The 24,792-nt window shown below is 62.0% G+C and carries 18 protein-coding genes; 15 read left to right on the top strand and 3 right to left on the bottom strand.

Annotation, left to right across the window (positions count from 1 at the left end):
- Positions 1-29 precede the first annotated feature (29 nt).
- The 15 genes from NF78_RS24585 (at position 30) to NF78_RS24655 (ending at position 19,027) form a co-directional block, all read left to right on the top strand.
- Complete coding sequence (locus NF78_RS24585) at positions 30-857, top strand: ABC transporter permease (RefSeq protein WP_035992561.1); 828 nt, start codon at positions 30-32, stop codon at positions 855-857.
- 123 nt (positions 858-980) lie between these two features.
- The gene (locus NF78_RS30040) at positions 981-2,441 is read left to right on the top strand and encodes an ABC transporter ATP-binding protein (protein WP_318655508.1); all 1,461 of its coding nucleotides are present in this window, start codon (positions 981-983) and stop codon (positions 2,439-2,441) included.
- A gap of 7 nt (positions 2,442-2,448) precedes the next feature.
- Complete coding sequence (locus tag NF78_RS24595) at positions 2,449-3,771, top strand: glycosyltransferase family 4 protein (RefSeq protein WP_072016241.1); 1,323 nt, start codon at positions 2,449-2,451, stop codon at positions 3,769-3,771.
- 9 nt (positions 3,772-3,780) lie between these two features.
- Complete coding sequence (locus NF78_RS24600; protein ID WP_035992565.1) at positions 3,781-4,725, top strand: glycosyltransferase; 945 nt, start codon at positions 3,781-3,783, stop codon at positions 4,723-4,725.
- A 13-nt stretch (positions 4,726-4,738) separates the two neighbouring features.
- On the top strand, positions 4,739-5,707 hold the full coding sequence (locus NF78_RS24605; protein ID WP_035992567.1) for a hypothetical protein: 969 nt from the start codon (positions 4,739-4,741) through the stop codon (positions 5,705-5,707).
- A gap of 291 nt (positions 5,708-5,998) precedes the next feature.
- The gene (locus NF78_RS24610) at positions 5,999-7,033 is read left to right on the top strand and encodes a glycosyltransferase family 2 protein (RefSeq protein WP_035992569.1); all 1,035 of its coding nucleotides are present in this window, start codon (positions 5,999-6,001) and stop codon (positions 7,031-7,033) included.
- Positions 7,018-8,313: a glycosyltransferase gene (locus NF78_RS24615; RefSeq protein WP_052050911.1), complete on the top strand. Its 1,296-nt coding sequence runs from the start codon at positions 7,018-7,020 to the stop codon at positions 8,311-8,313. The genes NF78_RS24610 and NF78_RS24615 overlap by 16 nt, the downstream gene beginning before the upstream one ends.
- A gap of 13 nt (positions 8,314-8,326) precedes the next feature.
- Positions 8,327-9,526: a glycosyltransferase gene (locus NF78_RS24620; RefSeq protein WP_263970689.1), complete on the top strand. Its 1,200-nt coding sequence runs from the start codon at positions 8,327-8,329 to the stop codon at positions 9,524-9,526.
- A gap of 477 nt (positions 9,527-10,003) precedes the next feature.
- Complete coding sequence (locus NF78_RS24625) at positions 10,004-11,371, top strand: glycosyltransferase (protein ID WP_081972907.1); 1,368 nt, start codon at positions 10,004-10,006, stop codon at positions 11,369-11,371.
- A 180-nt stretch (positions 11,372-11,551) separates the two neighbouring features.
- Positions 11,552-13,066, top strand: a complete 1,515-nt coding sequence (locus NF78_RS24630) for a hypothetical protein (RefSeq protein ID WP_052050912.1) — start codon at positions 11,552-11,554, stop codon at positions 13,064-13,066.
- Positions 13,067-13,326: 260 nt separating this feature from the next.
- Positions 13,327-14,541, top strand: coding sequence for a glycosyltransferase family 4 protein (locus NF78_RS24635; protein WP_052050913.1), 1,215 nt, complete (start codon positions 13,327-13,329; stop codon positions 14,539-14,541).
- A gap of 144 nt (positions 14,542-14,685) precedes the next feature.
- Positions 14,686-15,723, top strand: coding sequence for a glycosyltransferase family 4 protein (locus NF78_RS24640; protein ID WP_052050914.1), 1,038 nt, complete (start codon positions 14,686-14,688; stop codon positions 15,721-15,723).
- 40 nt (positions 15,724-15,763) lie between these two features.
- The gene (locus tag NF78_RS24645; RefSeq protein ID WP_052050915.1) at positions 15,764-16,936 is read left to right on the top strand and encodes a glycosyltransferase; all 1,173 of its coding nucleotides are present in this window, start codon (positions 15,764-15,766) and stop codon (positions 16,934-16,936) included.
- Positions 16,933-18,165 (top strand): glycosyltransferase, encoded by a 1,233-nt coding sequence (locus NF78_RS24650; RefSeq protein ID WP_072016242.1) that lies wholly within the window; start codon positions 16,933-16,935, stop codon positions 18,163-18,165. The genes NF78_RS24645 and NF78_RS24650 overlap by 4 nt, the downstream gene beginning before the upstream one ends.
- Before the next feature lie 61 nt (positions 18,166-18,226).
- A complete protein-coding gene (locus NF78_RS24655; protein WP_263970690.1) occupies positions 18,227-19,027 on the top strand; it encodes a glycosyltransferase family 2 protein in 801 nt (266 codons plus the stop codon).
- Between the two features lie 72 nt (positions 19,028-19,099).
- Here the strand turns inward: NF78_RS24655 and NF78_RS24660 are convergent, their stop codons facing one another.
- Genes NF78_RS24660 through NF78_RS24670 form a run of 3 tightly spaced genes read right to left on the bottom strand, consistent with a single transcriptional unit; the run spans position 19,100 to position 24,777 of the window.
- Positions 19,100-19,567 carry a response regulator gene (locus NF78_RS24660; protein ID WP_035992578.1) on the bottom strand — a complete coding sequence of 156 codons (468 nt, stop codon included), beginning with the start codon at positions 19,565-19,567 and terminating at the stop codon, positions 19,100-19,102.
- Positions 19,560-22,502, bottom strand: coding sequence for an ATP-binding protein (locus NF78_RS28585; RefSeq protein WP_052050917.1), 2,943 nt, complete (start codon positions 22,500-22,502; stop codon positions 19,560-19,562). Before NF78_RS28585 ends, NF78_RS24660 begins: the two co-directional genes overlap by 8 nt.
- Complete coding sequence (locus NF78_RS24670) at positions 22,489-24,777, bottom strand: NACHT domain-containing protein (protein WP_081972911.1); 2,289 nt, start codon at positions 24,775-24,777, stop codon at positions 22,489-22,491. Before NF78_RS24670 ends, NF78_RS28585 begins: the two co-directional genes overlap by 14 nt.
- Positions 24,778-24,792: the final 15 nt, after the last annotated feature.

Consider the following 24,792-nt stretch of genomic DNA (forward strand, 5'->3'; position numbering starts at 1 on the left):
GGACTAGATTCCTCTCCCGGCCCCTTCCTATGCGTGACCCCTCTGCCGAACTTGTAATTGCCGCTGGCCGCACCCAGCGCCAGTACTGGCAAGACCTCTGGCGCTACCGAGAACTGTTCTATTTTTTGGCCTGGCGCGATATTTTAGTGCGCTACAAGCAGACGGCCATTGGCATTATCTGGGCCTTAATTCGCCCATTTTTGACCATGGTGGTCTTTACCGTGGTGTTTGGCAAAATTGCCCAGCTGCCCTCCGACGGCGTGCCCTACCCAATTTTGGTGTTTGCGGGTATGCTGCCCTGGCAATTTTTTGCCAACGCCCTAGCCGAGTGCAGCAACAGCCTAATTTCCAACGCCAATTTAATTTCTAAGGTGTATTTTCCCCGCCTGGTGGTGCCCACCAGCGCCGTAATTGTCAGCCTGGTCGATTTTTTCATCTCTGGCATTATTCTGCTGGGGCTGATGGTGGTCTACGACTTTGTGCCCAGCTGGCGGATTATTACCCTGCCCTTTTTCATCGCCATTGCCTTCGCCGCCGCCATGGGGGCAGGTCTGCTGCTGGCCACCCTCAACGTCAAATACCGCGACTTTCGCTACGTGGTGCCCTTCATTTTGCAGTTTGGCCTCTACATTTCCCCGGTCGGCTTCAGCAGCTCGGTAGTGCCCGAGCAGTGGCGCTGGCTCTACTCCCTCAACCCCATGGTGGGGGTGATCGACGGCTTCCGCTGGGCCATCCTCGGCGACTCGTCCCTCTACCTGCCCGGCTTTAGCCTGTCCGTGGGCCTGGTGCTGTTCCTACTCTGGTATGGCATCCGCTACTTCCGCGCCTACGAACGCACGTTTGCCGATGTGATTTGAGGACGGGGAAAGGTATCAGCTGCAAGGTGCAAGGTGTCGGCCTTCAACCTGAAGCCCTCAACCCGTAACCCAATACCCGCAACCTAAAACCCTATTCATCCCAAACCCATTCAGGGCAGACACATGGGTCTGCCCCTACGCATTCCCCATCCACCCATCCACCCATCCACCCATCCACCCATCCACCCATCCACCCATCCACCCATCCACCCATCCACCCATCCACCCACCCACCCATCCACCCATCCACCCATCCACCCATCCACCCATCCACCCACCCACCCATCCACCCATCCACCCACCCACCCATCCACTCCCCATCCCCCCATGTCCTACCCCGTCATCCAAGTCGAAAACCTGAGCAAACGCTACGTCCTGGGCCGCTCCCAGGGGGAAAAGTACCAGTCGCTGCGGGACACCCTCAGCCGGGGTGGCCGCCACCTGCGGCAGCGGTTGTCGCCGCGCCGTCGCCGTGCCGCTGAGCCCGAGGAAGCCTTTTGGGCCTTGCAGGATGTGTCCTTTGAAATCAACCAGGGCGATCGCGTCGGCATTGTCGGGCGCAACGGCGCTGGCAAATCCACCCTGTTGAAAATCCTCAGCCGGATTACGGAACCCACGGCGGGGCAGATTCGCATGCGGGGCCGGGTGGCCAGTCTGCTGGAGGTGGGTACCGGCTTTCACCCCGAGCTGACCGGGCGGGAGAATATCTTTCTCAACGGGGCCATTCTGGGCATGGGCAAGGCCGAGATTCGCCGCAAGTTTGACGAGATTGTCGCCTTTGCCGAGGTGGAGCGGTTTCTCGATACTCCGGTCAAGCGCTACTCCTCAGGTATGTACGTGCGGCTGGCCTTTGCGGTAGCGGCCCACCTGGAGCCCGAAATTTTGATTGTGGATGAGGTGCTGGCGGTGGGCGATGCCCAGTTCCAGAACAAGTGCCTGGGCAAGATGCAGGATGTGGCCCACAGCGGTCGCACGGTGCTATTTGTCAGCCACAACATGGCGGCGGTGCGGCAGTTGTGCACCTCGGCTCTCTACATGCAGCAGGGCGAACTGCTGCTGGCGGGCAGCGCCGAGCAGGTGGTGAGCCGCTACCTGAATGCCGCTCCGGTGGCGAGCAGCCAGCTGGGGCAAGTGAGCCGCCACGGCATTTCGCTGGTGGATATGGCTTTGCAAGATGCCGAGGGCGTTCGCACCCAGGCTCCGGTGTTCGATCGCGACTACCGGCTGCGGCTGGTGTTTCGCGCCCAGCAGCCGATGGCCGATGCCGCCGTAGTCGTCCGCATCTATGACGCCCTGGGCATCTTGATTTCCAGCATTTGCAGCCCCGAGGAGGGGATTGATCCCTTCCCGATTCAGTCGATGGTGGAGGTCACCTTCAACCTGGATCGCTTGCAGCTGCTGCCCGGTCAGTATCGGGCCAGCGTCTTTATGTTTCGCGCCAACGACCCGGAAACCTACCTGGAAGCTGAGGATGTGTTCAGCTTTGAGGTGCATCCGGCCATTGTGCACCGGGCGATGGCGGCCTACCGCCCCGACCACGGCATTGTTCGCGTTTCCCAGTCCGGTACCCTCGTTACCTATTGAGCCCGCTATGAAAATTGCCTTTATCAGCTACGAATATCCCCCCGATACGGCCTTTGGCGGCATTGCCACCTACGTGCGCCAGGCGGCCACCATGCTCAGCCAGCGGGGCCACCAGGTGGAGGTGTTTGCCGGGGGCCGCGCCACCGACGGCCCCCTGACCACCCACACCACCCTGGAGGGAGGGGTGATGGTGCACCGGCTCCAGGGGGTAGACCGCCACGGGTTTCCAGAGCGGGTGGGGCGGGTGTTTTGCGATCGCCACCGCGTCCTTGAGTTTGATGTGCTAGAAGGGCCAGACTGCGGGGCCGAGGCCGCCGTGGCCCTCCGCTACGTGCCCGACATTCCCTTGGTGCTGAAGCTGCACACCCCCCAGTACGTGCTGGAGATGCTGGGCAACCCGCTGCAAACCTGGCAGGCCAAAACCCGCATGACCCTGGGAGCCCTGCGCCGGGGCCAGTGGCCCAAGCGTCGCCCCCCCTACGACCCCGCCGCCGACCCAGAATGTCGCCACGCCCACGAGGCCGACGAAATCGCGGCTCCCTCCCAGGCGATCGGCCAGCGCATTCTCACTGACTGGAAGCTAGATCCGGCTCTAGTGGCGTCAGTGCCCTACCCCTATCTGCCCAGCCCCGATCTGCTGGCTATTCCTCTCGATACCGATACCCAGGTGGTGACCTTTCTGGGTCGCTTAGAGCTGCGCAAGGGAGTGGTGGAGCTGGGTAAAGCCATTCCCGCCATCCTTCGCCGCCATCCCCAGGTGAAATTTCGGTTTGTGGGGCCAGCCTGGAACTCGCCCCGGCCCGGCTTGAACATGCAGCAGTACCTAGAGCGCACCCTGCCCCGCCACCGCCAGGCCCTAGAGTTTACCGGCGGGGTGCCCCTCGATCGCATTCCCCACTACCTGGCCACCACCGATATCTGCGTCTTCCCCAGCCGCTGGGAGAGCTTTGGCCTGGTGTGCACCGAGGCCATGGCCGCAGGCCGCGGCATTGTGGCCAGCTCAGCGGGGGGCATGGCCGAACTGCTGGATCAGGGCCGGGTGGGCCGCCTGGTGCCGCCCCGCCGCCCCGCCCCCCTGGCCCAGGCTGTGATCGACCTGCTCGATCATCCCCAGCAGCGCCAGGAGCTGGGCCGCGCCGCCCGCGATCGCGTTCTCAGCCACTACTCCCTGGAGCCGATCGGGGCAACCCAAGAGGCCAGCTACCGGCGGGCGATTGCCCGCCGGCAGGCCCTCGGGGCGCGATCGGTGAGCGATCGCGCCATTGGCGAAGGGGGCAGGCTGAATGCGATCGCCATCCCCAACCCGTCCCCCTCACTCCAAGGACTCTAGGCCACCGCCATGGCGCATCAACTCACCGTCATTCTCTGCACCCACAACCCCCGTGCCGACTACCTGGAGCGGGTGTTGGCGGCACTCCAGGGGCAAACCCTGGCCCTCAGCCAGTGGGAGCTGATTGTCATCGACAACGCCAGCACCCCGCCCCTCGCCCCCCGTCTAGACTTAAGCTGGCATCCCCAGGGCCGCGTGGTGCTCGAACCCCACCTGGGCCTCACCCGGGCCCGCCAGCGGGGGTTTCGGGAGGCCCAGGCCGAAGTTCTCGTCTACGTGGACGACGACAACGTGCTCGCTGCCGATTACCTGGAGCAGGTCCAGCAGGCCTTTAGCCAATATCCCCAGCTGGGGGTGGCCGCCGGGAAAGCCCTGCCCGAGTTTGAAGCGGCTCCCCCCGCCTGGCTGCCCGAGTTTTACTCCATGCTGGCCCTGCGCGACTTCGGCGATACGGCCACCCTGATCCCCGGCGGTAGCCCCTGCCAGCACTACCCCGACCAGGCCCCAGCCGGAGCGGGCATGGCGCTGCGGCTGGCCGCCTTTGCCGACTACTGGGCCAGCCTGGGGGATGACGCCGCCCGGCTGGGGTTGGGGCGCACGGGGCAAAACCTGGTGTCTGGGGAAGATAACGACATCGTACTGACCCTGCTCAACCGGGGCTGGGATGGGGCCTATCTACCTCAGCTTCAGCTCATCCACCTGATTGCGGCCAGGCGGCTACAGCCCGACTACCTGGCCCGCCTCAACTTTGCCGCCAGCCAATCCTGGGTCCAGGTGCTGGATCTGCATGGCATTCGGCTGTGGCCCGCCATTGCCCCCTGGACGGTGGGCCTGCGCCAGGCGCAGGCCTGGCTGCGGCTGCGGCCCTGGCAAAGTGCGGCGGCCTACGTGCGCTGGCGCGGCATCTGCGGCATTTTGGCCGGGCAGGCCCGTTTATCCTCATCCCAGTCCTAACTTTGGTAGCGCTATGACCTCGTTAACTTCCCACGCCAGCCACTGGGCCAAGCAGTTGGGCCTGGGGGTGGCCCTTTACCGCCTGTATCACCAGCCGCGCCAATTTGTGCAGCGCTGGCGCAGGGTGGGGCTGAGCCGCCTGGCCGATCTGGCCCATGCCCAGCGGCAGATGGAGCGGGCCGCCGCCGCCCTGCCACCCCTGGCCCCCCGCTCTGGGCCACCGCTGGAGGTCTACTACCTCAGCGGGCGCAAATTCTGGTACCAGACCGTGTTTTGCTTTTATTCGCTGGCGTTGCAGACCGATCTCAATGTGCAGCTGGTGGTGGTAGACGATGGCACTCTGTCCCGTCGCTATCAAACCTTGATTCGGCAGGTTTGTCCTACGGTCAGGTTTGTGCTGGCCACCGAAATTGAAACTCGGCTGAATGCGGTGCTGCCCTGGGAGCGGTATCCAACTCTGCGATCGCGCCGTGAAGAATACCCCAACCTGCGCAAACTCACTGATATCCACGCCGGTACCACTGGCTGGAAGCTGGTGCTCGACTCAGATATGCTCTTCTTTCGCCCGCCCACGGCCCTGCTGGGCTGGCTGCAAAATCCCCAAACCCCCTGCCACATGGTGGATGTGGAAACCTCCTACGGCTATTCCCCGGAGCTGATGGAGCAGCTGGCGGGGGTGCCCATTCCAGAGCAGATCAACGTCGGCATCACCGGATTGCAGAGCGACGCCCTCGACTGGGACGAGCTAGAGCACTGGTGCCGCACCCAGATCGAGCAGGTGGGCTCCCACTACTACCAGGAGCAGGGGCTAATCGCCATGGTGATGGCCCAATCGGACTGCTGCGTGATGCCCGCTAAGGACTATGTGGTCATGCCCAGCGAGGCGGAAGTTATTGATCCGCAAGCCCAAATGCACCACTACGTCGCCGACTCCAAACCCTGGTACTTCCGCTACGGCTGGCGGCACATTTTGAAGGGGTAGGCGATTTCTCAAAAAGGGCATCTCTGCAAGGGGCAAACAGCCATTTGCCTCTACGGAAGAACATTTCGGTGTGGGGCAAACAACCGTTTGCCCCACACCAAATTAGAAACGGAGTTGAGGAGATCGCTTCAGACATCGCATACATCTTTTCCTCGGTTCTTATACAGGTTCGCCAACCCGGTGGGGTCACGGTAAGAACAGTCAACTAGACCGCATCCAGCCACCTAACACCCTAGAGACCGCCGTGCCTGGGCTGGCTTGCATACGCCGTATATCTGCAATGGCATACCGATGAAACCCCTCGTTTCCATACTCATTCCCAGCCACAACGCCGCGCCCTGGCTGGCCGCAACGCTAGACTCGGCCCTGGGGCAGACCTGGCCCCAGCTCGAAGTCATTCTGGTGGACGACGGCTCGACCGACGAAAGCCTGACCGTAGCCAGCCAGTTCGACCATCCCAACCTGCGGATTGTGGCCCAGCGCAACCGGGGGGCCGCCGCCGCCCGCAACTGTGCGCTGGAGATGGCCCAGGGCGATGTGATTCAGTTCCTCGATGCCGATGACCTGCTGGCCCCCGACAAGATTGAGCGGCAGATGGCGCTGCTGGAGACCCACCCCGACTGTCTGATCGCCGGGGCCTGGGCCCGGTTTCGCCACCAGCCCGAGACGGCCATCTTTACCCCGGAACCGCCGTGGCAGGATATGGACCCGGTGGACTGGTTGGTCTGTGCCTGGTCGGGCCACTGGATGATGCACCCCGCCGCCTGGCTGGTGCCGCGCCGCCTGATTCAAGCCGCTGGCCCCTGGCAGGAGTCGCTGTCGCTGAACGACGATGGCGAATACTTTGCCCGGGTGGTGCTGGCCAGCCGGGGGGTGCGCTTTTGTGCCACCGCCCGCAGCTACTACCGATCGGGCAACGACGGCAGCCTCAGCGGTCGCAAAACGGCTGAGGCCTGGGCTTCGCAGTATCGAGCGATTGCCTCCCAGTGCCAGCATCTGCTGGCGGCAGAGGACAGCGATCGCACCCGGCAGGTCTGCGCCAATCTGATGCAGCGCTTTATCTACGAGGTGTTTCCGGCGGTGCCGTCGCTGCGCAATCTGGCCGCCCGCCAGGTGCGCCAGCTGGGAGGAGCCACCGAACGACCAATGGGTGGCCCCTGCTTTCAGCTGGCGGCCCGGTGGTTGGGGTGGCAGCAAGCCCGCTACGCTCAGCTCTTCATTAACCAGTGGGGCTATCGCCGGGTGGCCTTGGGGCGCATGGTGCCGAAACCAGACCGCGAAGAGAGCGTACCCCAACTGGAGAAGCCCCAATGGCAAGAATCCTGATTTTGATTGGGGGCCACTGCTGCACCGCCCCCCGACCACAAAAGGAGGCCGACACCCTGGCCGCCGCTGGTCACAAGGTGACGGTGGCCGGGGTCTGGTTTGACCCAGACCTGGTGCGCCGGGACCAGGATTTGCTGCAGGACAGGGCCTGGACGTTCTGCCCGGTGCTGGATTTTCGCCCCGGACGGCGCAGCCGCCTGGGGGTGCGGTTGCAGGCCAACCTGGCCCGACGGTTGTTTGGCCGCTTTGGCCTCGCTACCCCAGCGCTGCTGGGCTATGGTGCTCGGCGGATGCTGCAATTCGCCCAGACCCACCGAGCGGATCTGACCATTGTGCATTCCGAAGCGGGGCTATGGGTGGGGCAGCAGCTCCTGCGTCAGGGCTACGCCGTGGGGGTCGATTTTGAGGACTGGTTTTCTCACGATCTGCTGCCCGCCGCCCGCCAGCAGCGCCCCCTTCAGTGGCTGGGCGAGTTGGAAGCGGACCTGCTGCGCCACTGCGGCTACCGCCTGACAACGTCCCAGGCCATGGCCGAGGCGATCGCCCGTCACTACGACGTTACCCCGCCGACGGTGGTGTACAACGTTTTCCCCCAGGTGAAGCTTGAGCAGCCCCAGGTTCGCACCTATAGCAACCTGCGATTGCACTGGTTTTCTCAAACCATTGGGCCAGGGCGGGGGCTAGAGCTGCTGTTTGAGGCGCTGCCCCATTTGACGATGCTGGTGGAGGTGCACCTGCGCGGCACCTGTTCGTCCGCCAACCAGACCTGGCTAGCCCACCAGATTCCGCTGGGCTGGGCCAATCACGTCCATATTCATCCCACGGTGCCCAATGACGAGCTGCCCATCCGCATCGCCGAAAACGACATCGGCCTGGCCCTGGAGCAGGTCGATCCGCCCAGCCGCGACCTGACGGTGACCAACAAGCTGTTTCAGTACCTCCAGGCCGGGCTGGCGGTGATTGCCACCGACACTGCCGGTCAGCGAGAGGTGTTTCAGCAGGCCCCAGCGATCGGGCATCTAGTGGCAGTAGGAGACGGGCAAGCCCTGGCCACCGCCATTGAGGATCTGGTGTGCAATCCTGCCCGTCTCCAGGCGGCGAAGGCAGCAGCCCGCCATGCAGCCCAATCCCGCTTTAGCTGGGAGGTCGAAGAGAAAACGTTACTGGCTGCCGCCGAGATGGCCTTGCCCCCAGCCCCATCTGACGTCAACCAGCCAGCACCAGCACTCATACCAAATCCAAATCACATAACCCCGCTTCCAACCAGGCGGATTGCCTAGCGACATACGGTGTTTGCCCCATACCCCATACCCCACCACCCCTTCACCCCTTCACCCCTCACCCATCCACCCATCCACCCCCCACCCATCCACCCATCCACCCCTCACCCATCCACCCATCCACCCCCCACCCATCCACCCATCCACCCATCCACCCATGAACATCCTCCTCACCGCCGACCCCGAACTCCCCGTCCCCCCCACCCTCTACGGGGGCATTGAACGCATCATCGATCTGCTGGTAGAGGGCCTGCGGCAGCGCGGCCACCGGGTGGGTCTGGTGGCCCACCGCGACTCGACCTGCCCGGTGGATGCCTTCTACCCCTGGCCGGGGTTGAGTTCCCAGTCCCCTGGGGACACCCTGCGTAACACAATGGCCCTGTGGCAGGCGGTGCAGCGGTTTCAGCCGGATGTGCTGCACAGTTTCTCGCGGTTGCAGTACTTGCTGCCGCTGCTGCCGACAGCACTGCCGAAAATTATGTCGTACCAACGGCAGCCCACTGGGCGCACGGTGCGCTGGGCGGCTCAGTTGGCGGGCCGCAGCCTCACCTTTACCGGTTGTAGTGAGCACATCTGCCGCCAGGGCCGGGCTGCGGGGGGGCAGTGGCAGCCAATCCACAACTGCGTGCAGCTGGAGAAGTTTACCTTCCAGCCCCAGGTGGCCGAGGATGCGCCGCTGGTGTTTCTCAGCCGATTGGACCCGATTAAGGGAGCCCACAATGCGATCGCAGCCGCCCAGAAAGCCCACCGCCGCCTGCTGATTGCGGGCAATCGCATCGATACCCCAGCCGGTAACACCTATTGGGAAAGCCAAATCGCGCCCCACCTGGGCAAAGACGGCATCGAGTACGTTGGCCCAGTGGATGACCGCCAGAAGAACGAGTTGCTGGGCCGGGCCGCCGCCATGATCGTACCCATCGAGTGGGATGAGCCGTTTGGGATTGTGTTTGCCGAGGCCCTGGCCTGCGGCACGCCGGTCATTTCCACGCCGCGCGGGTCGCTGCCCGAGATTGTGCGGCCTGGGGTCGATGGCTTTCTGGTCAATTCCGTCGCTGAGGCGGTGGGGGCAATTGGGCAACTGCCTGCGATCGATCGCCACCACTGCCGCCAGCGGGTCGAAAGCCATTTTTCCGCCGAGGCAGTTGTGAGTCAGTACGAAAGGCTTTACCAGGCGCAATGTCGTGCTGGGGCAACGGCGATCGCGGTGGCTTAAGTTATCCATGAGCCTTAGGATTGCGGATTAAGTAGGTGACATGAATAAACGTACTTCTGTCATGTCGAGCGGAGCGAAGTGAAGTCGAGACATCTAGGTCTTTGGCGGAGACCGAGATTCCTCCCTTTGGTCGGAATGACAGCAATTAATTTTGTCCACCTACTTAAAACGGGTGAGGTGACTTCTGGAAAAGAGTTTCCCAAATGGGAGGCACTGCCCACCCAGCCTTGTCAATATGGCCAAACTATTCCCGAAATGCTCATAGGGGCTAAGGGACTCCGGCTACGACCACCAGGGAGAGTGAACTCCCTGGCTCACCACAAAAGTCTGCTAAAGCAGACTGGAGAACTTGGCTCCCAATCCTCTTCAGAGGATTTTGGCTTTGAGCCTTGGACTTCTAGTCCTGGGCTCTCTCCGCAGACGCGATCGCAAACACCGACCCCCCACGCTGGGAATAACGTTGCATCGGTGCTGCCCATGCCTGCTGTCTCCCCCCGGCCCATTTCCCTAGCTTCTGTAGACATGAATGCGCCCCGATCGCCCCGGCGGCGGGTGCTGCTGGTCAGCCCCCACTTTCCGCCCGTCAATGCGCCCGACCATCAGCGCCTGCGCACGGCCCTCCCCTACCTGGAGGCGTTGGGTTGGGAGGCCGAAATTCTCACGGTCAACCCCGAGGACGTGCCCCACCCCCAGGACGAGTGGCTGATGCAGACGCTGCCCCCGGCCCTGCCCATTCACCGGGCCGGGGCGCTACCCAAATCGATCACCCGCTGGGTGGGGTTGGGCCACGTGGGCTGGCGGTGTCTGCCCTACCTGGCCCGGCTGGGCGATCGCCTGCTGGCCGGGCAGTCCTTCGACCTGGTCTTTTTCTCCACCACCCTTTTTCCGGTGATGATTCTCGGCCCCTACTGGCAGCGGCGGTTTGGCGTTCCCTTCGCGGTCGATTTTCAAGATCCCTGGCGGGTGGATGCCGCCCCGGCGGGTCAGCATCGCCCCGGTGGCCGCCTCAAGTACGGCCTCGATAAGGCCCTGGCCGCCTTCTGGGAGCCCCGGGTGATGGCGGGGGTGAGCCAGGTGATGGCGGTGTCGGCGGCCTACACCCAGACCTTGCAGGCCCGCTATCCCTGGCTGCGACCGGAGCAGTTCACCGTGCTGCCCTTTGGGGCACCGGAGGCCGACTTTGCCCAGCTGGCCCACTGGCCCATACAGCAGACCCACTTTGACCCCAGCGATGGCCGCCAGCACTGGGTCTACGTGGGCCGAGGCGGGCCGGATATGGCGTTAGCGGTGCAGGGGTTGCTGCTGGGATTGCAGCAGGTGCGATCGCAGCAACCCGACCTAGCCGACCGGGTCCACCTCCACTTCATCGGCACCAGCTATGCCCCCGCCGGACGAGCGCTCAAAACCATCGAACCCATTGCCACCGCCTGCGGGGTCGCTGACTTGGTCACCGAGCACCCCCAGCGGGTGCCCTACTTCGAGGCACAGAAGCTGCTGACTGATAGCGACGCCGTGCTGCTGATCGGCTCCAGCGACCCCCAGTACACGGCCTCCAAGCTGTACCCGGCGGTGCTGGCCAAAAAGCCGATCCTCGCTGTCTTCCACACCGCCAGTTCGGTTGTGGATATTCTGCACCAGACCCAGGCAGGCACCGCCGTCACCTTCGACGCCCACACCTCCCCAGTGCAGCTCGCCCGCCAGCTCGCTGCCCCCCTGCACACCCTGCTGGCCCAGCCGAAACCTAGCCCGCCCACCACCGACTGGGACGCCTTTGCCCCCTACACCGCCCGCGCCATGACCCAAACTCTCTGCCAGGTATTCGATCGCTGTGTCCGCTCTCCCTAGGCCTAGAAGTTAGTTAACTCTGACTTTGTAGGTTGAGTGGCACGATAGCAAACCCAACCACCTTTAGGTAATTTCCAGAAAACAGTTTCCCCCGTGGTGGGCAGTGCCCACCCTACGGCTCTTTTACCCCCTCACCCATCCACCCATCCACCCATCAACCCCCTCACCCACCCACCACCCATGTCCACCCCCGGTCAAAAATCCGAAGCCATGACCCTCCTGTTCTGGGCCGGGATGGCGGCGCTGCTGTTCTCCAATCTGGACAGTTTGCGCAGTTCGCCCCAGGAGACTGCGATCGGTGCCCTGCTGATTGGGGTGGCCAGCATGTACCCGGTGTACCTGTGGTGCGCGGGGCAGGTGCAGGGGCTGCCGGTGTTCCCTTTTTTTTCGCTGACCTACCTGTGGACCTTTTGTCTGCCGCTGCTGAGTGCCAACCCCAACGTGCTGTCCTACAGCCCAGAGGCTCAGCTGCGGGGGGCGCTGACGACGGTGCTGTTTTTGGCCAGCGGCATTCTCGTCTGGCTGCAGATTGTCAGAACGCCAAGAACCGTTAAAAAGCCCTTCCGCGCCCTCAAAACCGCCACCGCCGACAACGTTTTCATCGCCGTCGTGGCGGCGGGGGCATTTTTGAACATGTATGTTGTGGGGGGCTGGAGCGGCATCCCCGACAAGCTGTTTACCATCGTGCGGGGCATCATTCTGGGCCTGAGTTTTTTGGGTATTTTTGTGCTGGCCTACCGGGCCGGACAAAACTCCATGCCGCGCCCGAAGCAGTACATCTTTTTTTGGGCCCTGGTGGCCAACATCGTCACCGCCGCCGCTGGGCTGATTCTAAAGACATCGCTCACGCTGTTTTTGCTATCGGTGATGGCTTTTGTCATCGGCGGTCGGCGGCTACCGATTGTGGGCCTGCTGATGGGGATTTTTCTGCTGCTGCCGCTGCACTACGGCAAACACGAAATGCGGCACAAATATTGGGAAGGAGATACTCCCCACTTTGTGCAGCCCTGGCAGTATGCTGCCTGGTTTCAGGAGTGGCAGGGCTATGCGGAGGAAAACAAAAATCATGTGCCCCAGCGATGGGAAAAGGTGGAAGAAAAAGAGTCCTTTGTGGAGCGTTCCAGCGTCATCCACATGCTGATGATGGCCCAGGCCAAAATTCCAGAACCCTACCCCTACCTGGAGGGCAAAACCTACGCCATCATTCCCGGTCTGATCGTGCCAAGGATCCTCAACCCCAACAAACTGCGCAGCCATGAGGGTACCCACATGTTGAACGTCCACGTGCGGCGACAGACCTATGAGCAGACCTGGAAAACGACCATTGCCTGGGGGTTATTGCCTGAGGCCTACGCCAATTTTGGCTACTTTGGCTGCATCTTAATTGGCGGCATTATGGGGGCCTTCTACGGAACGATCACCATAGCGGCCATTGGCACGCCCCCCTTCTCGGCTCGCATGATGTTTTGTGTGTTGATTATGAGTCTGGCCCTGGCCTCAACGGAATGGACCGCCGGGGTCTATGCTGCGACGCTGTTTCAGTCGTCGGTGCCGATCGTCGGCATCAAGTATGCGTTTATGAAAATCTATCGGCCTAAAACGGCAGGCAGTTGGTCTGGAAAATCAGCTTTTGAGGGACAGGCCTACCCCTATTTAGTGCAGCCCAAAATCTCCCCAGAGCGATCGACGAACTGACTTAGTTAGATAGACATTAACAAAAGTAGTTCTGTCATGTCGAGCGAAGCGAAGCGAAGTCAAGACATCTCGATCTTTGGCGAAGTCCAGAGATTCCTCCCTTTGGTCGAAATGACAGCATTTAATTATGTTTACCTACTTCATAGTTGCCTAAGGCTTCTCTGCGGTGCATTGCTTCGCGAATACACCCTACAGTTGGACGGGGTTCTTGATCACAACTATTTATCCAAAAACAAGTTATTTAAAACCAGAGGAAAATCATGCTTCGTCTCGCCATTATTACCTCCCACCCTATTCAATACTATGCCCCCTGGTTTCAGCATCTAAGCGCTACGGCGGGCCTTAACCTGCGGGTATTTTATCTCTGGGATTTTGGCATTACCCAGCAGGCCGATCGCCAGTTTAATCAGGCGATTCAGTGGGATATTCCGCTGCTGGAGGGGTATGACCATGAGTTTGTGCCCAACACCAGCAAGCGACCGGGTACCAGCCACTTTTGGGGCCTGCAAAACCCAACGCTGATAGCCCGGGTGCGGGCTTTTCAACCCGATGCGGTGCTGACGATGAACTATAACTATGCCAGCCTCTACCGATTTTTGTGGACCTGGCGCGATACCCCACTGCTGTTTCGGGGAGATTCCCATCGGTTAGTGCCTGAAACGGGCTTGAAAGCGGCCTTAAAACGGGGTTGGATTACGCAACTCTACAAAAACTTTGACGCCTGCCTCTATGTCGGCCAAGCCAACCGCGAGTATTTTAGGTACCACGGTGTAGGGGACGATCGCCTGTTTTTCTCACCCCATGCGATCGACAACAGCCGGTTTATGGCGCAGACGGCCGCTGCCGATCGCGAGGCCGCCGTTTGGAAACGCGATCTGGGCATTCCGGCAGATCACAGGGTGGTTTTGTTTGCCGGAAAGCTGATTCCCAAAAAGCGACCACTGGATCTGCTAGAAGCGTTTTTACGGGCCGATTTGCCCCAGGTTTCTCTACTCTTTGTTGGCTCTGGCAGTTTAGAGGAGGCTGTTAGAGAGCAGGCCCAGGCATCGGGTCATGGCTACATCTACTTTGCTCCGTTTCAAAACCAGAGTCAGATGCCGCGCACCTACGCCGCTGGCGATGTGCTGGTGCTGCCGAGCTATGGCTCGGGTGAAACCTGGGGTCTGGCTGTCAACGAAGCCCTCTGTCTGGGAACGCCGGTGATTGTCAGCGATCGCGTAGGCTGTGCCGCCGATCTGGTCAAACCCGGCGAAACGGGGCTGGTTTTTGCGGCGGGGGATGTCGATGCGCTAACGAACTGCCTGAAACAGGCGTTTGACGGCCAAGCCCAGTTGCTACCGAACTGGGGAAAAGCAGGCCAACAACACATTCAGCGCTACAGCTACAACGAGGCCACCCAGGGGTTGTGGGGGGCTTTGTCCGCTCAAAATAAAGTTTGGAAACCTCGTTTTCAACCGCAGATTTCCGTTGGCTAAAGCGCTAATCTGTGCCGATCAATGTATACGGTGTTAGCTCTGATCGCTGGGAAGTTGTACATCTAAAAAAACTATCCCCGACGCGATCGCAAACTTCGCCCCTCGAAACTGAGAACTATCCAATCTCCTTACAAGACAAGACTCATGTTTCCATGGATAGTTCCCGGGGTTGCGGCCCTGACGGTAGTGGGCCTGACCCCACTGGTACAAAAAATCGGGTTGCGGTTCGGCTACATCGATCAACCCAATGCCCGCAAAATTCATCGCCAGCCCATTGTGCGCATCGGTGGAGCAGGCATTTTTGTTGGCACTTGTGTGAGCTGGATTGTGGCCAGCCAATGGGTGCCAGCAGGGACTGAAAACCACATTTTTTTGGCCCTTTTGCTGGGTGGTCTGGGCTTTTTTGCCACGGGCTTCTTAGATGACCTATTTAATTTGTCCCCCTTTGTCCGTCTGGGCATGCAGGCCCTGCTATCTGCCGGGGTGTGGAGCCTGGGAATTCGCCTAGACACCCTACCCCTGCCCGGCCTGACCGACACAATGCCCGCCTGGCTGAGCCTGCTGGTCACCTTCCTCTGGCTGGCCGGTATGGCCAACGCCATCAACTGGCTCGACGGCATGGATGGCCTGGCCGCAGGCACTGCCACTGTCGCCGCTGGGGTCCTGGCCGTTGGGGGCTGGGCAGTTCAGCCCGCGATCGCCTGTATGGCCCTGGGGCTGGCTGGAGCCACGCTGGGATTTCTCCGCTACAACGCCGCCCCGGCCCGCATCTTTATGGGGGATGGCGGCTCCTACTTTCTGGGGTTTTCCCTGGCTGCGATCGCAGCGGTCGGCCTGCCCAGCGACGGCTCGTTCACCACGGCGCTGCTGCCCTTCGCCGTGCTGCTGGTGCCCATGCTGGACATGACCCTGGTGATCGGAGCCCGGCTGAGCGATCGCAAGTCCCCCTTCTTCCCCGATCAGCGCCACATCCACCACCGCCTGATGCACGCCAATTTTCCCAAATCCACGGTGGTCTGGTGCATTTACAGCCTCACCCTGCTGTCTGGACTGAGTGCCCTGACCCTCCTGCACAGCCCCCTCGGCTGGTGGCTGCTCGGTGCCGATCTAGCGCTCTTCAGCCTCACTATGCGTTCCCTCTGGCTCCCAACAGCGACCCCAGCCCCAGTCATGGGCCAATAACCCACCCTCCTACCCTTCACCCTCCCACCCCTCACCCACCATGCCACCCACCCTCCACCTCTGGACCCCCGGCCTCTTCGACTTCAAAGGCGGCATCCAAACCTACTCTGGTTTTCTGCTGGAGGGTCTACAGACCGTGTTGCCCACCGCCCATATCCGCGTCTTTACCCTGCACGATCGCTCAACCACCCTGCCGCCCTCCGCCTCGCCCCGGCTCAGCTACCACACCACGGGCGATCGCCATCCCCGCCTGCGCACCGCCGCCTTTGCGGCCCAAACCTTCCAGGCCGCCCTGACCGATCGCCCCGACCTGATCATCACTACCCACGTCAACTTCACCCCCGTGGCCTATGAGCTGAAGCGATGGGCAAAGCTGCCCTACTGGGCGATCGCCCACGGGTTTGAGGCCTGGGAGGTGGAGAAGCCCCAGGTGCGGCGGGGCATGGCTAAGGCCGACCAAATCTTGGCGGTGAGCGAGTTTACCCGCGATCGCATCCGCCAGTCCCAGGGGCTCTCCAACCTCGGCGTTTTGCCGAACACCTTCGATGCCGACCGCTTCCGGGTTGCAGCCAAACCGCCCCACCTGCTCCAGCGCTACGGCCTACGGCCCGACCAACCCGTCATTCTCACCGTCAACCGGTTGGCTGCCGGGGAAGCGTTCCACAGCTACGACCAGATTTTGGCGGCGCTACCCGCCATTCGCCAGGCGCTGCCCGACGTCCACTACCTGATCGTCGGTAAAGGGGACGATCGCCCCCGCCTGGAGCAGCTGATCGCCGATCGCCACCTGGAGGACTGCGTCACCCTGGCCGGGTTTGTGCCCGATGCCGACCTGCCCGACCACTACGCCCTCTGCGACGTGTTTGCCATGCCCAGCCAGTTGGAGGGCTTTGGCATTGTCTACCTGGAGGCGATGGCCTGCGGCAAACCCATTGTGGCCGGCTTTGACGGCGGCCAGGATGCCCTCCAGCACGGTGCCCTGGGTGCCCTGGTCGACCCCCAGGCCATCGATGCCCTTGGCGAAACGCTGATCGCTATCCTCACCGGTCAGTATCCCAATCCGTTGATTTACCAACCCCAGGCCCTGCGGCAGAGTGCGATCGCCGCCTTCGGGTTCCAGACCTTCCAACACCTGTTGAGCGACCACCTGATCACTCAATTCACCACCGATCGGGCTGCCCCATTACCCACCCTTCAACCCTCACCCCAATGAGAATTCTTCACGTGATTCCCTCGCTGTCTCCCCTGCGGGGAGGGCCGAGTCAGGCTGTTTTAGAGATGGTGCAGGCCCAGCGCCAGCAGGGGCTTGACGCCGCGATCGCCGCCACCAATGACCACGGCGACGGCACCCTTAGCGCCCCCTACGCTCAGCCCATTTTCAGCGGTTCAATTCCGGAACTGACCGGCCCATCGGTGCCCGTGTACATCTTTCCTCGGGTGCTGTCCCAAATGACGGCCCTGCGGGAGTTTGCCGTGGCTCCAGCCCTTGCGCCCTGGCTGGGGCAACACCTGGCCGAGGTTGATCTGGTTCACGTCCACGCCATTTTCAACTACCCCACCACCGTGGCGATGGCGATGGCACAAGTGCGGAGAGTGCCCTACGTGGTGCGGCCCCTGGGCTCCCTGTGCCGCTGGTCCCTCGAACAGGGCAAGGGCAAAAAGCAGATTTATTTGCGAAGCGGTGGTCAGCGGCTATTGCAAAGCTGCGCTGCCCTGCACTTCACCACCCCCCAGGAGCGGCAGGAGGCCAGGGAGGCGGGCTTTGACGGAGCCAGTTTTGTGCTGCCCCACGGGGTACAGCTCCCGACCCCGATCGCCAATGCCCGCCAGCGCCTACGCCAGCAGCTGCAGATTCCCGTCGACCATCGGGTGCTGCTGTTTCTCTCGCGGCTGCATCCCAAAAAAGGCATCGAGCCGCTAATCGACGCCCTGGCCAGCCTGGGCGATGCGCCCTTCACCCTGGTGCTGGCGGGCAGCGGCGAAGCGGAGTACGAAACCGCGATCGCTCAGCGCATTCAGGCCGCAGGGCTAAGGCTACAGGTACGCCAGGTGGGCTTTGTCAGCGGCGAGCAAAAAAATACCCTCCTCCAGGGGGCCGACCTGTTTGTGCTGCCCTCCCATTCCGAAAACCTCGGCATTGCCCTGCTAGAGGCGATGGCGGCCGCCCTACCTGTGATCACCACGCCCGAGGTGGCGATCGCACCCCTAATCCAGCGCCACCAGACCGGCCACGTCACCCCGGCCCACCCCCCCGCCCTGGCCCTGGCCATTCAGCACTATCTGCAGCAGCCCACCGCCGCCCGCCAGGCCGGTCAACGCGGTCGCGCCCTGATGGAAGCCGAATTTAGCTGGCCCACCCAGGCCGCCCGGCTAATTGAACAATACGCCCGCCTATCCACCACCCCACCCCACCCCGCCCCCACCCCATCCCCCTTCTTCTAATCCCCCACCCCTCCACCCCTCCACCCCTCCACCCGCCCACCCCTTCACCCACACCTTCACCATGCTCACCCTCTCCCCACCCCACCCCACCCCGGCCATGCTGGCCGCCATCACACCCGTCATCCTTACCTACAACGAGGCCGCCAACATTGAGCGCACGCTACAGCAGCTCACCTGGGCCGACCGCATTGTGGTTGTAGACAGCTTCAGCACCGATGAGACCCTCGACATTCTGGCCCGCTACCCCCAGGTTGAGGTCCACCAGCGGGCGTTCGACACCCATGCCACCCAGTGGAACTACGGCCTGTCGCTGGTCACCACCGCCTGGGTGCTGTCCCTGGATGCTGACTATTGCCTCAGCGACGACCTTGTCGCGGAACTGGCCACCCTCGATCCCCTGGGGGCGGTAGACTGCTACAGCATTCCGTTTCAGTACTGTGTGTTTGGCAAACCCCTGCGGGGCAGCATTTTGCCCCCCCGCGCCGCCCTGTTTCGCCGGGCTCAGGCCACCTACGTTGACGACGGCCACACACAGTTGCTGCAGTGCTGGGGCACCGTGGCCACCCTCAAGCATCCAATCCACCACGACGATCGCAAGTCCCTGAACCGCTGGCTCTGGGCTCAAGATCGCTATGCCCTGCTGGAAGTGCAGAAGCAGCTGGAGAAAGGCCCGACGGATTTGGGCTGGAGCGATCGCATCCGTCGCGTCCCCGGACTTTCCGCCCCGATCATTCTGGTCTACTGCCTGATTCTTAAAGGCGGCATTTTAGACGGTTGGGCCGGTTGCTACTACGCCTTTCAGCGGATTGTAGCAGAGCTAATTCTGTCGATTCGGCTGATCGAGGCCAGATCGCACCAGTGATCCCAACGGCGAGGGGTGTAGCGCAGAGGTTTCCCTGGCGCTACACCCCTTGCCATCGGTACCCGGTGGCCGTCAACAGGGTTGACAATCCCGCAGCGTTGCCTCTAACTGGGCAATGGTAGAGTGCGCCTGGAGCAGTTCCTGGCTGAGCAGATGGGTCTGCAGAATGCGCTGCACCCGCTGGCGCAGCACGGCCCAGTGGATGGGTTTGGTCACATAGTCCACTGCGCCGACGGCAAAGGCCCGCTCCACAGAGGGGGTATCGGCCAGGGCGGTGATCATCAGAATAGGCGGACAGCGATCGCCGAAGGTAGCCCCCAGGGTGGTGCAGCAGGTAAAGCCGTCCATTTCCGGCATCATGGCATCCATCAAAATCAGATCGGGCAGATGCTGCTGGCAAAACCCCAGGCAGGCTTCGCCGTTGCTGGCGGTTTCAACCCGGTAGCCTTCGGTCGTCATGGCGTGGGTGAGCAGACGCCGCAGGTTGCGTTCGTCATCGACGATCAAAATCGAGGGTGGGACATAGCTGGGGTCAGACATGGGAATGGGTCGTAGTAGCAGACTGTAGCGCGGCCATCACTTCGGCAAAGGTGTGCTCGATGGTGACTAGTAGGGCCTGCTGGTCCGCCAATGACATCTGGTGATGGTAGGATTCCAGGTCTTGGCAGAGGGTGCTCAGCCGCAGGGCACCCAGATTCAAGCTCATCGATCGCAGCGCGTGGGCCTGGTGGCGAATTTGTTCAGAGGTTTGCTCAGCAATGGCCTGGTGTAGCTGTTGCAGACAGTGGGTGGCATCTTCCTGGTAATTTTGGACCAGCTCGGCCAGCAGGAGATCGGCTTCGGCCCCGGCCATATCATAAATGCTGGTGAGCATCGAGGGGTCGAGGAGGGGCTGGGCCGGGGGGGCCGCCTTCCCGGCGGAGTCATGGACCGCTGGCAGTAGGCCGGGGCCCAGGCGCTCGGAGTGGTAATTGCGCCCGTAGCGGATCAGGCAATCGCTCAGGGAGGACAGCACCACCGGCTTACTGAGAAAGTCGTTCATGCCAATCTGCAGCGATCGCTGATGATTCTCCTGGTTAGAGTGGGCGGTCATGGCCACAATCCAGGGCTGCTCGGGGGTGACCGAGGGCAGTTTGCGAATCAGTTCGGTCGTTTCGTACCCGTCCAGCCCCGGCATTTGCACATCCATGAACACCAGGTCGTAGGAGGTTTGCTGCACCATGTCAATGGCAGCTATGCCGTTGGCGGCGCAGTCAGGGGTGTACCCCAGCCGCTCCAGCATTTTGCTGGCCACTTTTTGATTCACCGTCAGGTCGTCCACGACCAAAATTTTGAGCGGCAGTTGGGCCGCCAGGGCCAACGGGGAAACGCCAGGCTGCGGGGGAGGGCTGCCGTCGGAGGGGTGGGCCGAGGCCGGCAGCAGGGGGGACGGAAGGGTGAACGAGAAGGTGGTGCCTACCCCCGGCTGGGTGGTAAAGCCGATTCTGCCTCCCATCGCCTCCACCAGCTTTTTGCAGATCGCCAGCCCCAGGCCCGTCCCGCCATAGCGCCTGGCCACCGACGCGTCGAGTTGGCTGAAGGCATCGAACAGGTCGCCGCAGTTTTCCTCCGGAATGCCAATGCCTGTGTCTGTGACGGAGAAATGCAGCTGGATGGTGTTGTCCAGGGGAATGGCGGAGGGTTGCCCATGCACCTCTACGGTGACCTGGCCCCGATGGGTAAATTTAACGCCGTTGCTGACCAAATTTAGAAGCACCTGCCGCAGCCGGGTGACGTCGCCCACCATCTGTTGAGGAACGTCGGGGTGAATGTGCGATCGCACGGTCAGTCCCTTCTCCTCGGCCAGGGGCTTCATCAGACTGGTGACCTCCTGCACGCAGCGGTGCAGATCAAAAACCCGCCGCTCTAGCTCCAGTTTGTTGGCCTCAATTTTTGAAAAGTCAAGAATGTCGTTGATTAGCGACAGCAGCATAGCGCCACTGTTGTGAATCGTATCGACAAAGTCCTGCTGCTCATCGTCCAGGTCGGTGAGCAGCAGCAGATCGGTCAGGCCAATAATGGCGTTGAGCGGGGTGCGAATTTCGTGGCTCATGGTGGCCAAAAATCTGGACTTGGCCCGGTTCGCCGCCTCAGCGGTCTGACTGGCCGCCTCAAGCTGCTGCTGGATTTGCTTGCGCTGGGTAATGTCGCGGTACTGCCACAGGTGCCCCTGGTAGTCGCCATCGATAAAAATAGGAATGTAGTCCCGCTCCAGCACGCGCCCATCCACCAGGTCGATCTCCTGCCCAATGCGCGGCTGTTGCCGCTGTAGCGTCACCTCAATATCGGCAACGACGGCCACGGGGTCGCAGAACAGCGAGGCCGCCTGCCGGAGCAGGGCGTCGCAGTCTGGCCCCTTCAGCAGGTCGGCGGCCATCGGCAGCTGAAAAATCTGGCAAAAGGTCTGATTGGCCAGCAACACGCGGCGATTTTCGTCCTCGACCAAAACGCCCGCCTCCAGGTTTTGAATCAGGGTTGTCAGGCGCGTGGTCACGGTGCGAAGCTGAAATTCGGCCCGCTTTTGCTCGGTGATATCGCGCACCAGCCCCAGACACCCCCTCACCGCTCCCGAGGGGTCAGTGAGGGGGCTGTAGCGAGCTTCAAAATACCCCTTCTGCCCGGTTCCTGGCACCGTAAAGGCTCGATTTTGAGCCACGACGGACTGGCCGGCCATGGCCAAAGACATCAGTTTGTCTTCTCCGGTGTCTTTGAGAAAGGGAAAGACTTCCCAGGCCACCCGCCCAATCACCTCTTTTTTGGACAGCCCGGAAATCTTTTCCATCGGTCCATTCCAGACCTGGTAGCGGTAGTTGGTGTCTAGAACAATGATGCCGTCCCCAGCGCTTTCGACCAGCCGGTCTGAAAATTGACGCAGCTGCATCTGGTGAATGGAGTGGAACAGATGCTGGGAAAGCTGTCGCAAAAAGGCCACCTCCAGCGGATTCCAGCGGCGCGGCCGACTCTGCTGAGCCATCAAAAGCCCCCACACCTGCAGGTCTTGGGGCTGGCTGGGCCAGGGGGAACCCTGCTGCCAATCCAGGCGTTGGTAAATGGGGACCAAAAGGCTGGCCTCAATACCCATAGATCCCAGGATTCGGCGCTCACAGGTCGAGAGGTTGGCCGTGGCAACCTTGTGGATCACCCGTGGCTGCAGGGAAGCCGCCTCCCCCAGCCATTGGTGCAAACAGGGGGACAGGTCGATGGATTGGTCCGGGAGAGATGGTAGGAGCGTATTTTCGGCGATCGCGATCGCCTGGGCCTCCTGCCTGGAGTTGAGCCGATAGATCACCACCCGATCGATGTCCAGCAGCCGCTGCACATCCGCAACTGTGTTTTGCAAAATGTCCTCCAGGTTGTCGGCCTGGTACAACCGCAGGGCTGTGATAGAGACCAAATCCAGGAAGTTGGATGTTCCCGACAGACTAGGCAAGCTCATACTGCACCTCTTCCCCAAACAGACATTGCTCAAAGGTCGCCACCGTGGCGGCGGCGAAGGTGCGGTTGTGGCGCAGACAGTCGACCAGCAGCCGCTGCATCCGGTAGTAGACGGCCAGCGATGGGGCGGAGGCTGTATCCAGTCCATTGACATCCCACTGGCGATCGGCGGCAATGGCATGCTGAAGCGCCGTGAACCAGGCCGCCCCGGCCTGAGCACACCAGGCGGCCAACTCGGCCTCGTCCCCCAGCGCATCGAGTAGTTGGGCCTGCAGTTGCTCCAGGGTGGTGGTCAGGCGATCTGCCAGGGCAAAGCGCGGCTTGAGGTCCAGGCCAAAAGCCAGATCAAAGCCGGTTTGCAGGGAGGGGTTGCGCAGCCACTGCTGACTCCGCTGTAGCAGATGAATCAGAGCCTGATCCAGGGCCAGACAGGGGGGGAGGTCAACCGCTAAACGGCTATCGAGGGCGGTCGCCAGGTCTAGCCCCTGGTCCAGCCGCAGCCCCAGGTAAAATCCCCTCAGGGCTACCGGGCTATAGGCCGCCGTTGACTGGTCAGCCTGGCGTTGGGCCCAGCGCAGCAGAGGCTGCAACTCGGGGTGATGGATCACGTAGCGCTGGCTGGCCTGCCACAGGGCCTGCCAGAGAGTCTCGGCCTGGGGCACCATCTCTACCGTCAGGCCAATCACTTCGTGCCAGCGGGCATCGGGCAGGTGGTCGGCCAGATCAGCCCAATCCTCGGGGCGGCGGATGGCCAGCGCGGCTAGGGCCCAGTGGCGGGCGGTGAGGTATTCCTGAAAACTGAGGTGGGCAAAGGCGTAGCTGCCCATTTCTCGTTCGCTGAGGATGCCGTAGTGCTCTATTAAAACCTGTACCAGGGTCTGGCTGTCGGCCCAGAGCTGCTCCGGGCTGTCGGACTGGTAGCCCCGGCGCACCAGGCTTTTGGCAATCAGGCCCAGTAGCTCGGCGGCCTCTAGTACCACCCGTCCCTGGGCAAAGCTACAGGCGGCGATTTCGCCCAGCAGGGCGCTGAGGTCGACACTGGAAACCTGGCGCAGGGGCTGGTGACGGTAAATACCGCGCTGCTGATCCCACTGGCCGAGCAACAGGTCGAGCGCCCGCTGGTACAGCTTGCTGCGCTGGCTGGGGAAGCCGCCGGAACTGTGAAAAACCAGGCAAATCAGATGCAGCAGGATGGGGGTCAACGCCATTTCCCGCAGGCGATCGTTTTCTGGATGGTTGAGGGCCTGCAAACAGTTCTGGGCCTGGGTTTCCCCCTGCTCCAGGCCGTTGGCGGTAAACCATTTGTGCACAAATGTGTTAATTTGCTGCGCTCCAAACTCCGCCAGTTCCAGGGTGACCAGTCCGTTGAGCTGGGGCATGGGGCCACCGCTACGACCTGAAATCAGCACTCGCAGCCCGGGGTAGGTGTCGAGCAGGGTCTGGACCTGCTGGGTGACAATGCGATGCTGCTCGGTGGGGAGTTCATCCCAGCCGTCCAGCAGCAGCCAGAGGTGCCCCTGCGGCCAAAGCTGGTCAATCTGGGGTTGGCTCAGCCCGGCCGCCAGCCAGCGCTGGCTGAGGTATGCCTGGAGATTAAGCTCGGCCGGAGGGACCAGGGCCAGTTGCCGCAGGCGCAGAAAGACCGGCAGGCAGGTCTGCCCGTTGCCCTGCAGACGGTTGGCCCCAATCTCCAGGGCCAGGTGCTGGAGTAGCGTGGTTTTTCCTGCCCCCGGTCGGCCCAAAACCAGCAGCCGCGAGTGGGGCTGTACGGCCGCGGTGGCCGGAGCTTTAGCCGCAGGTTGCGGGTGGCCCAGCCGCTGGTAAGGGCGCAGGTAGGCGTCGGTGTAGAGCTGGGCCAGGGTGATCGGCTGGTGCAGGTCGAGGGGCAGCTCTAGCAGCTGACACTGGGCCTGGGTCAGGGTCAGCAGGTGCGATCGCGCCGCCGAGAGGTCCTGTCCACTCTCCTGACCAGCCACGGGGGCATCGCCGTCGGGGGCCGCAGCCGTGGCGGTCGGGACCGTCGCCACCGGTTCGGATTCATTGGGCTCAAATGCCGCGCGATCGACAATGGTTTCCCAATCCAGGTCGAGGGTGAAACAGATATCGATAAAGATGTGGCGTTCCACCGGACGCCCTGAAAAAAACTTCCAGATGGACTGGCGGGTTTGCAATCCCACCTCAGCCGCCAGGTATTCCTGAGTCCATCCCCGGCGGTCGAAGGCTCGCTTAGCTTGGATGATGCCGGATTGGGAAGCTTGAAGCGATCGTTTTGCCATAACTCTATCCAGATC

The organism is Leptolyngbya sp. KIOST-1 (genome assembly GCF_000763385.1).
Lineage (GTDB): Bacteria > Cyanobacteriota > Cyanobacteriia > Phormidesmidales > Phormidesmidaceae > Nodosilinea.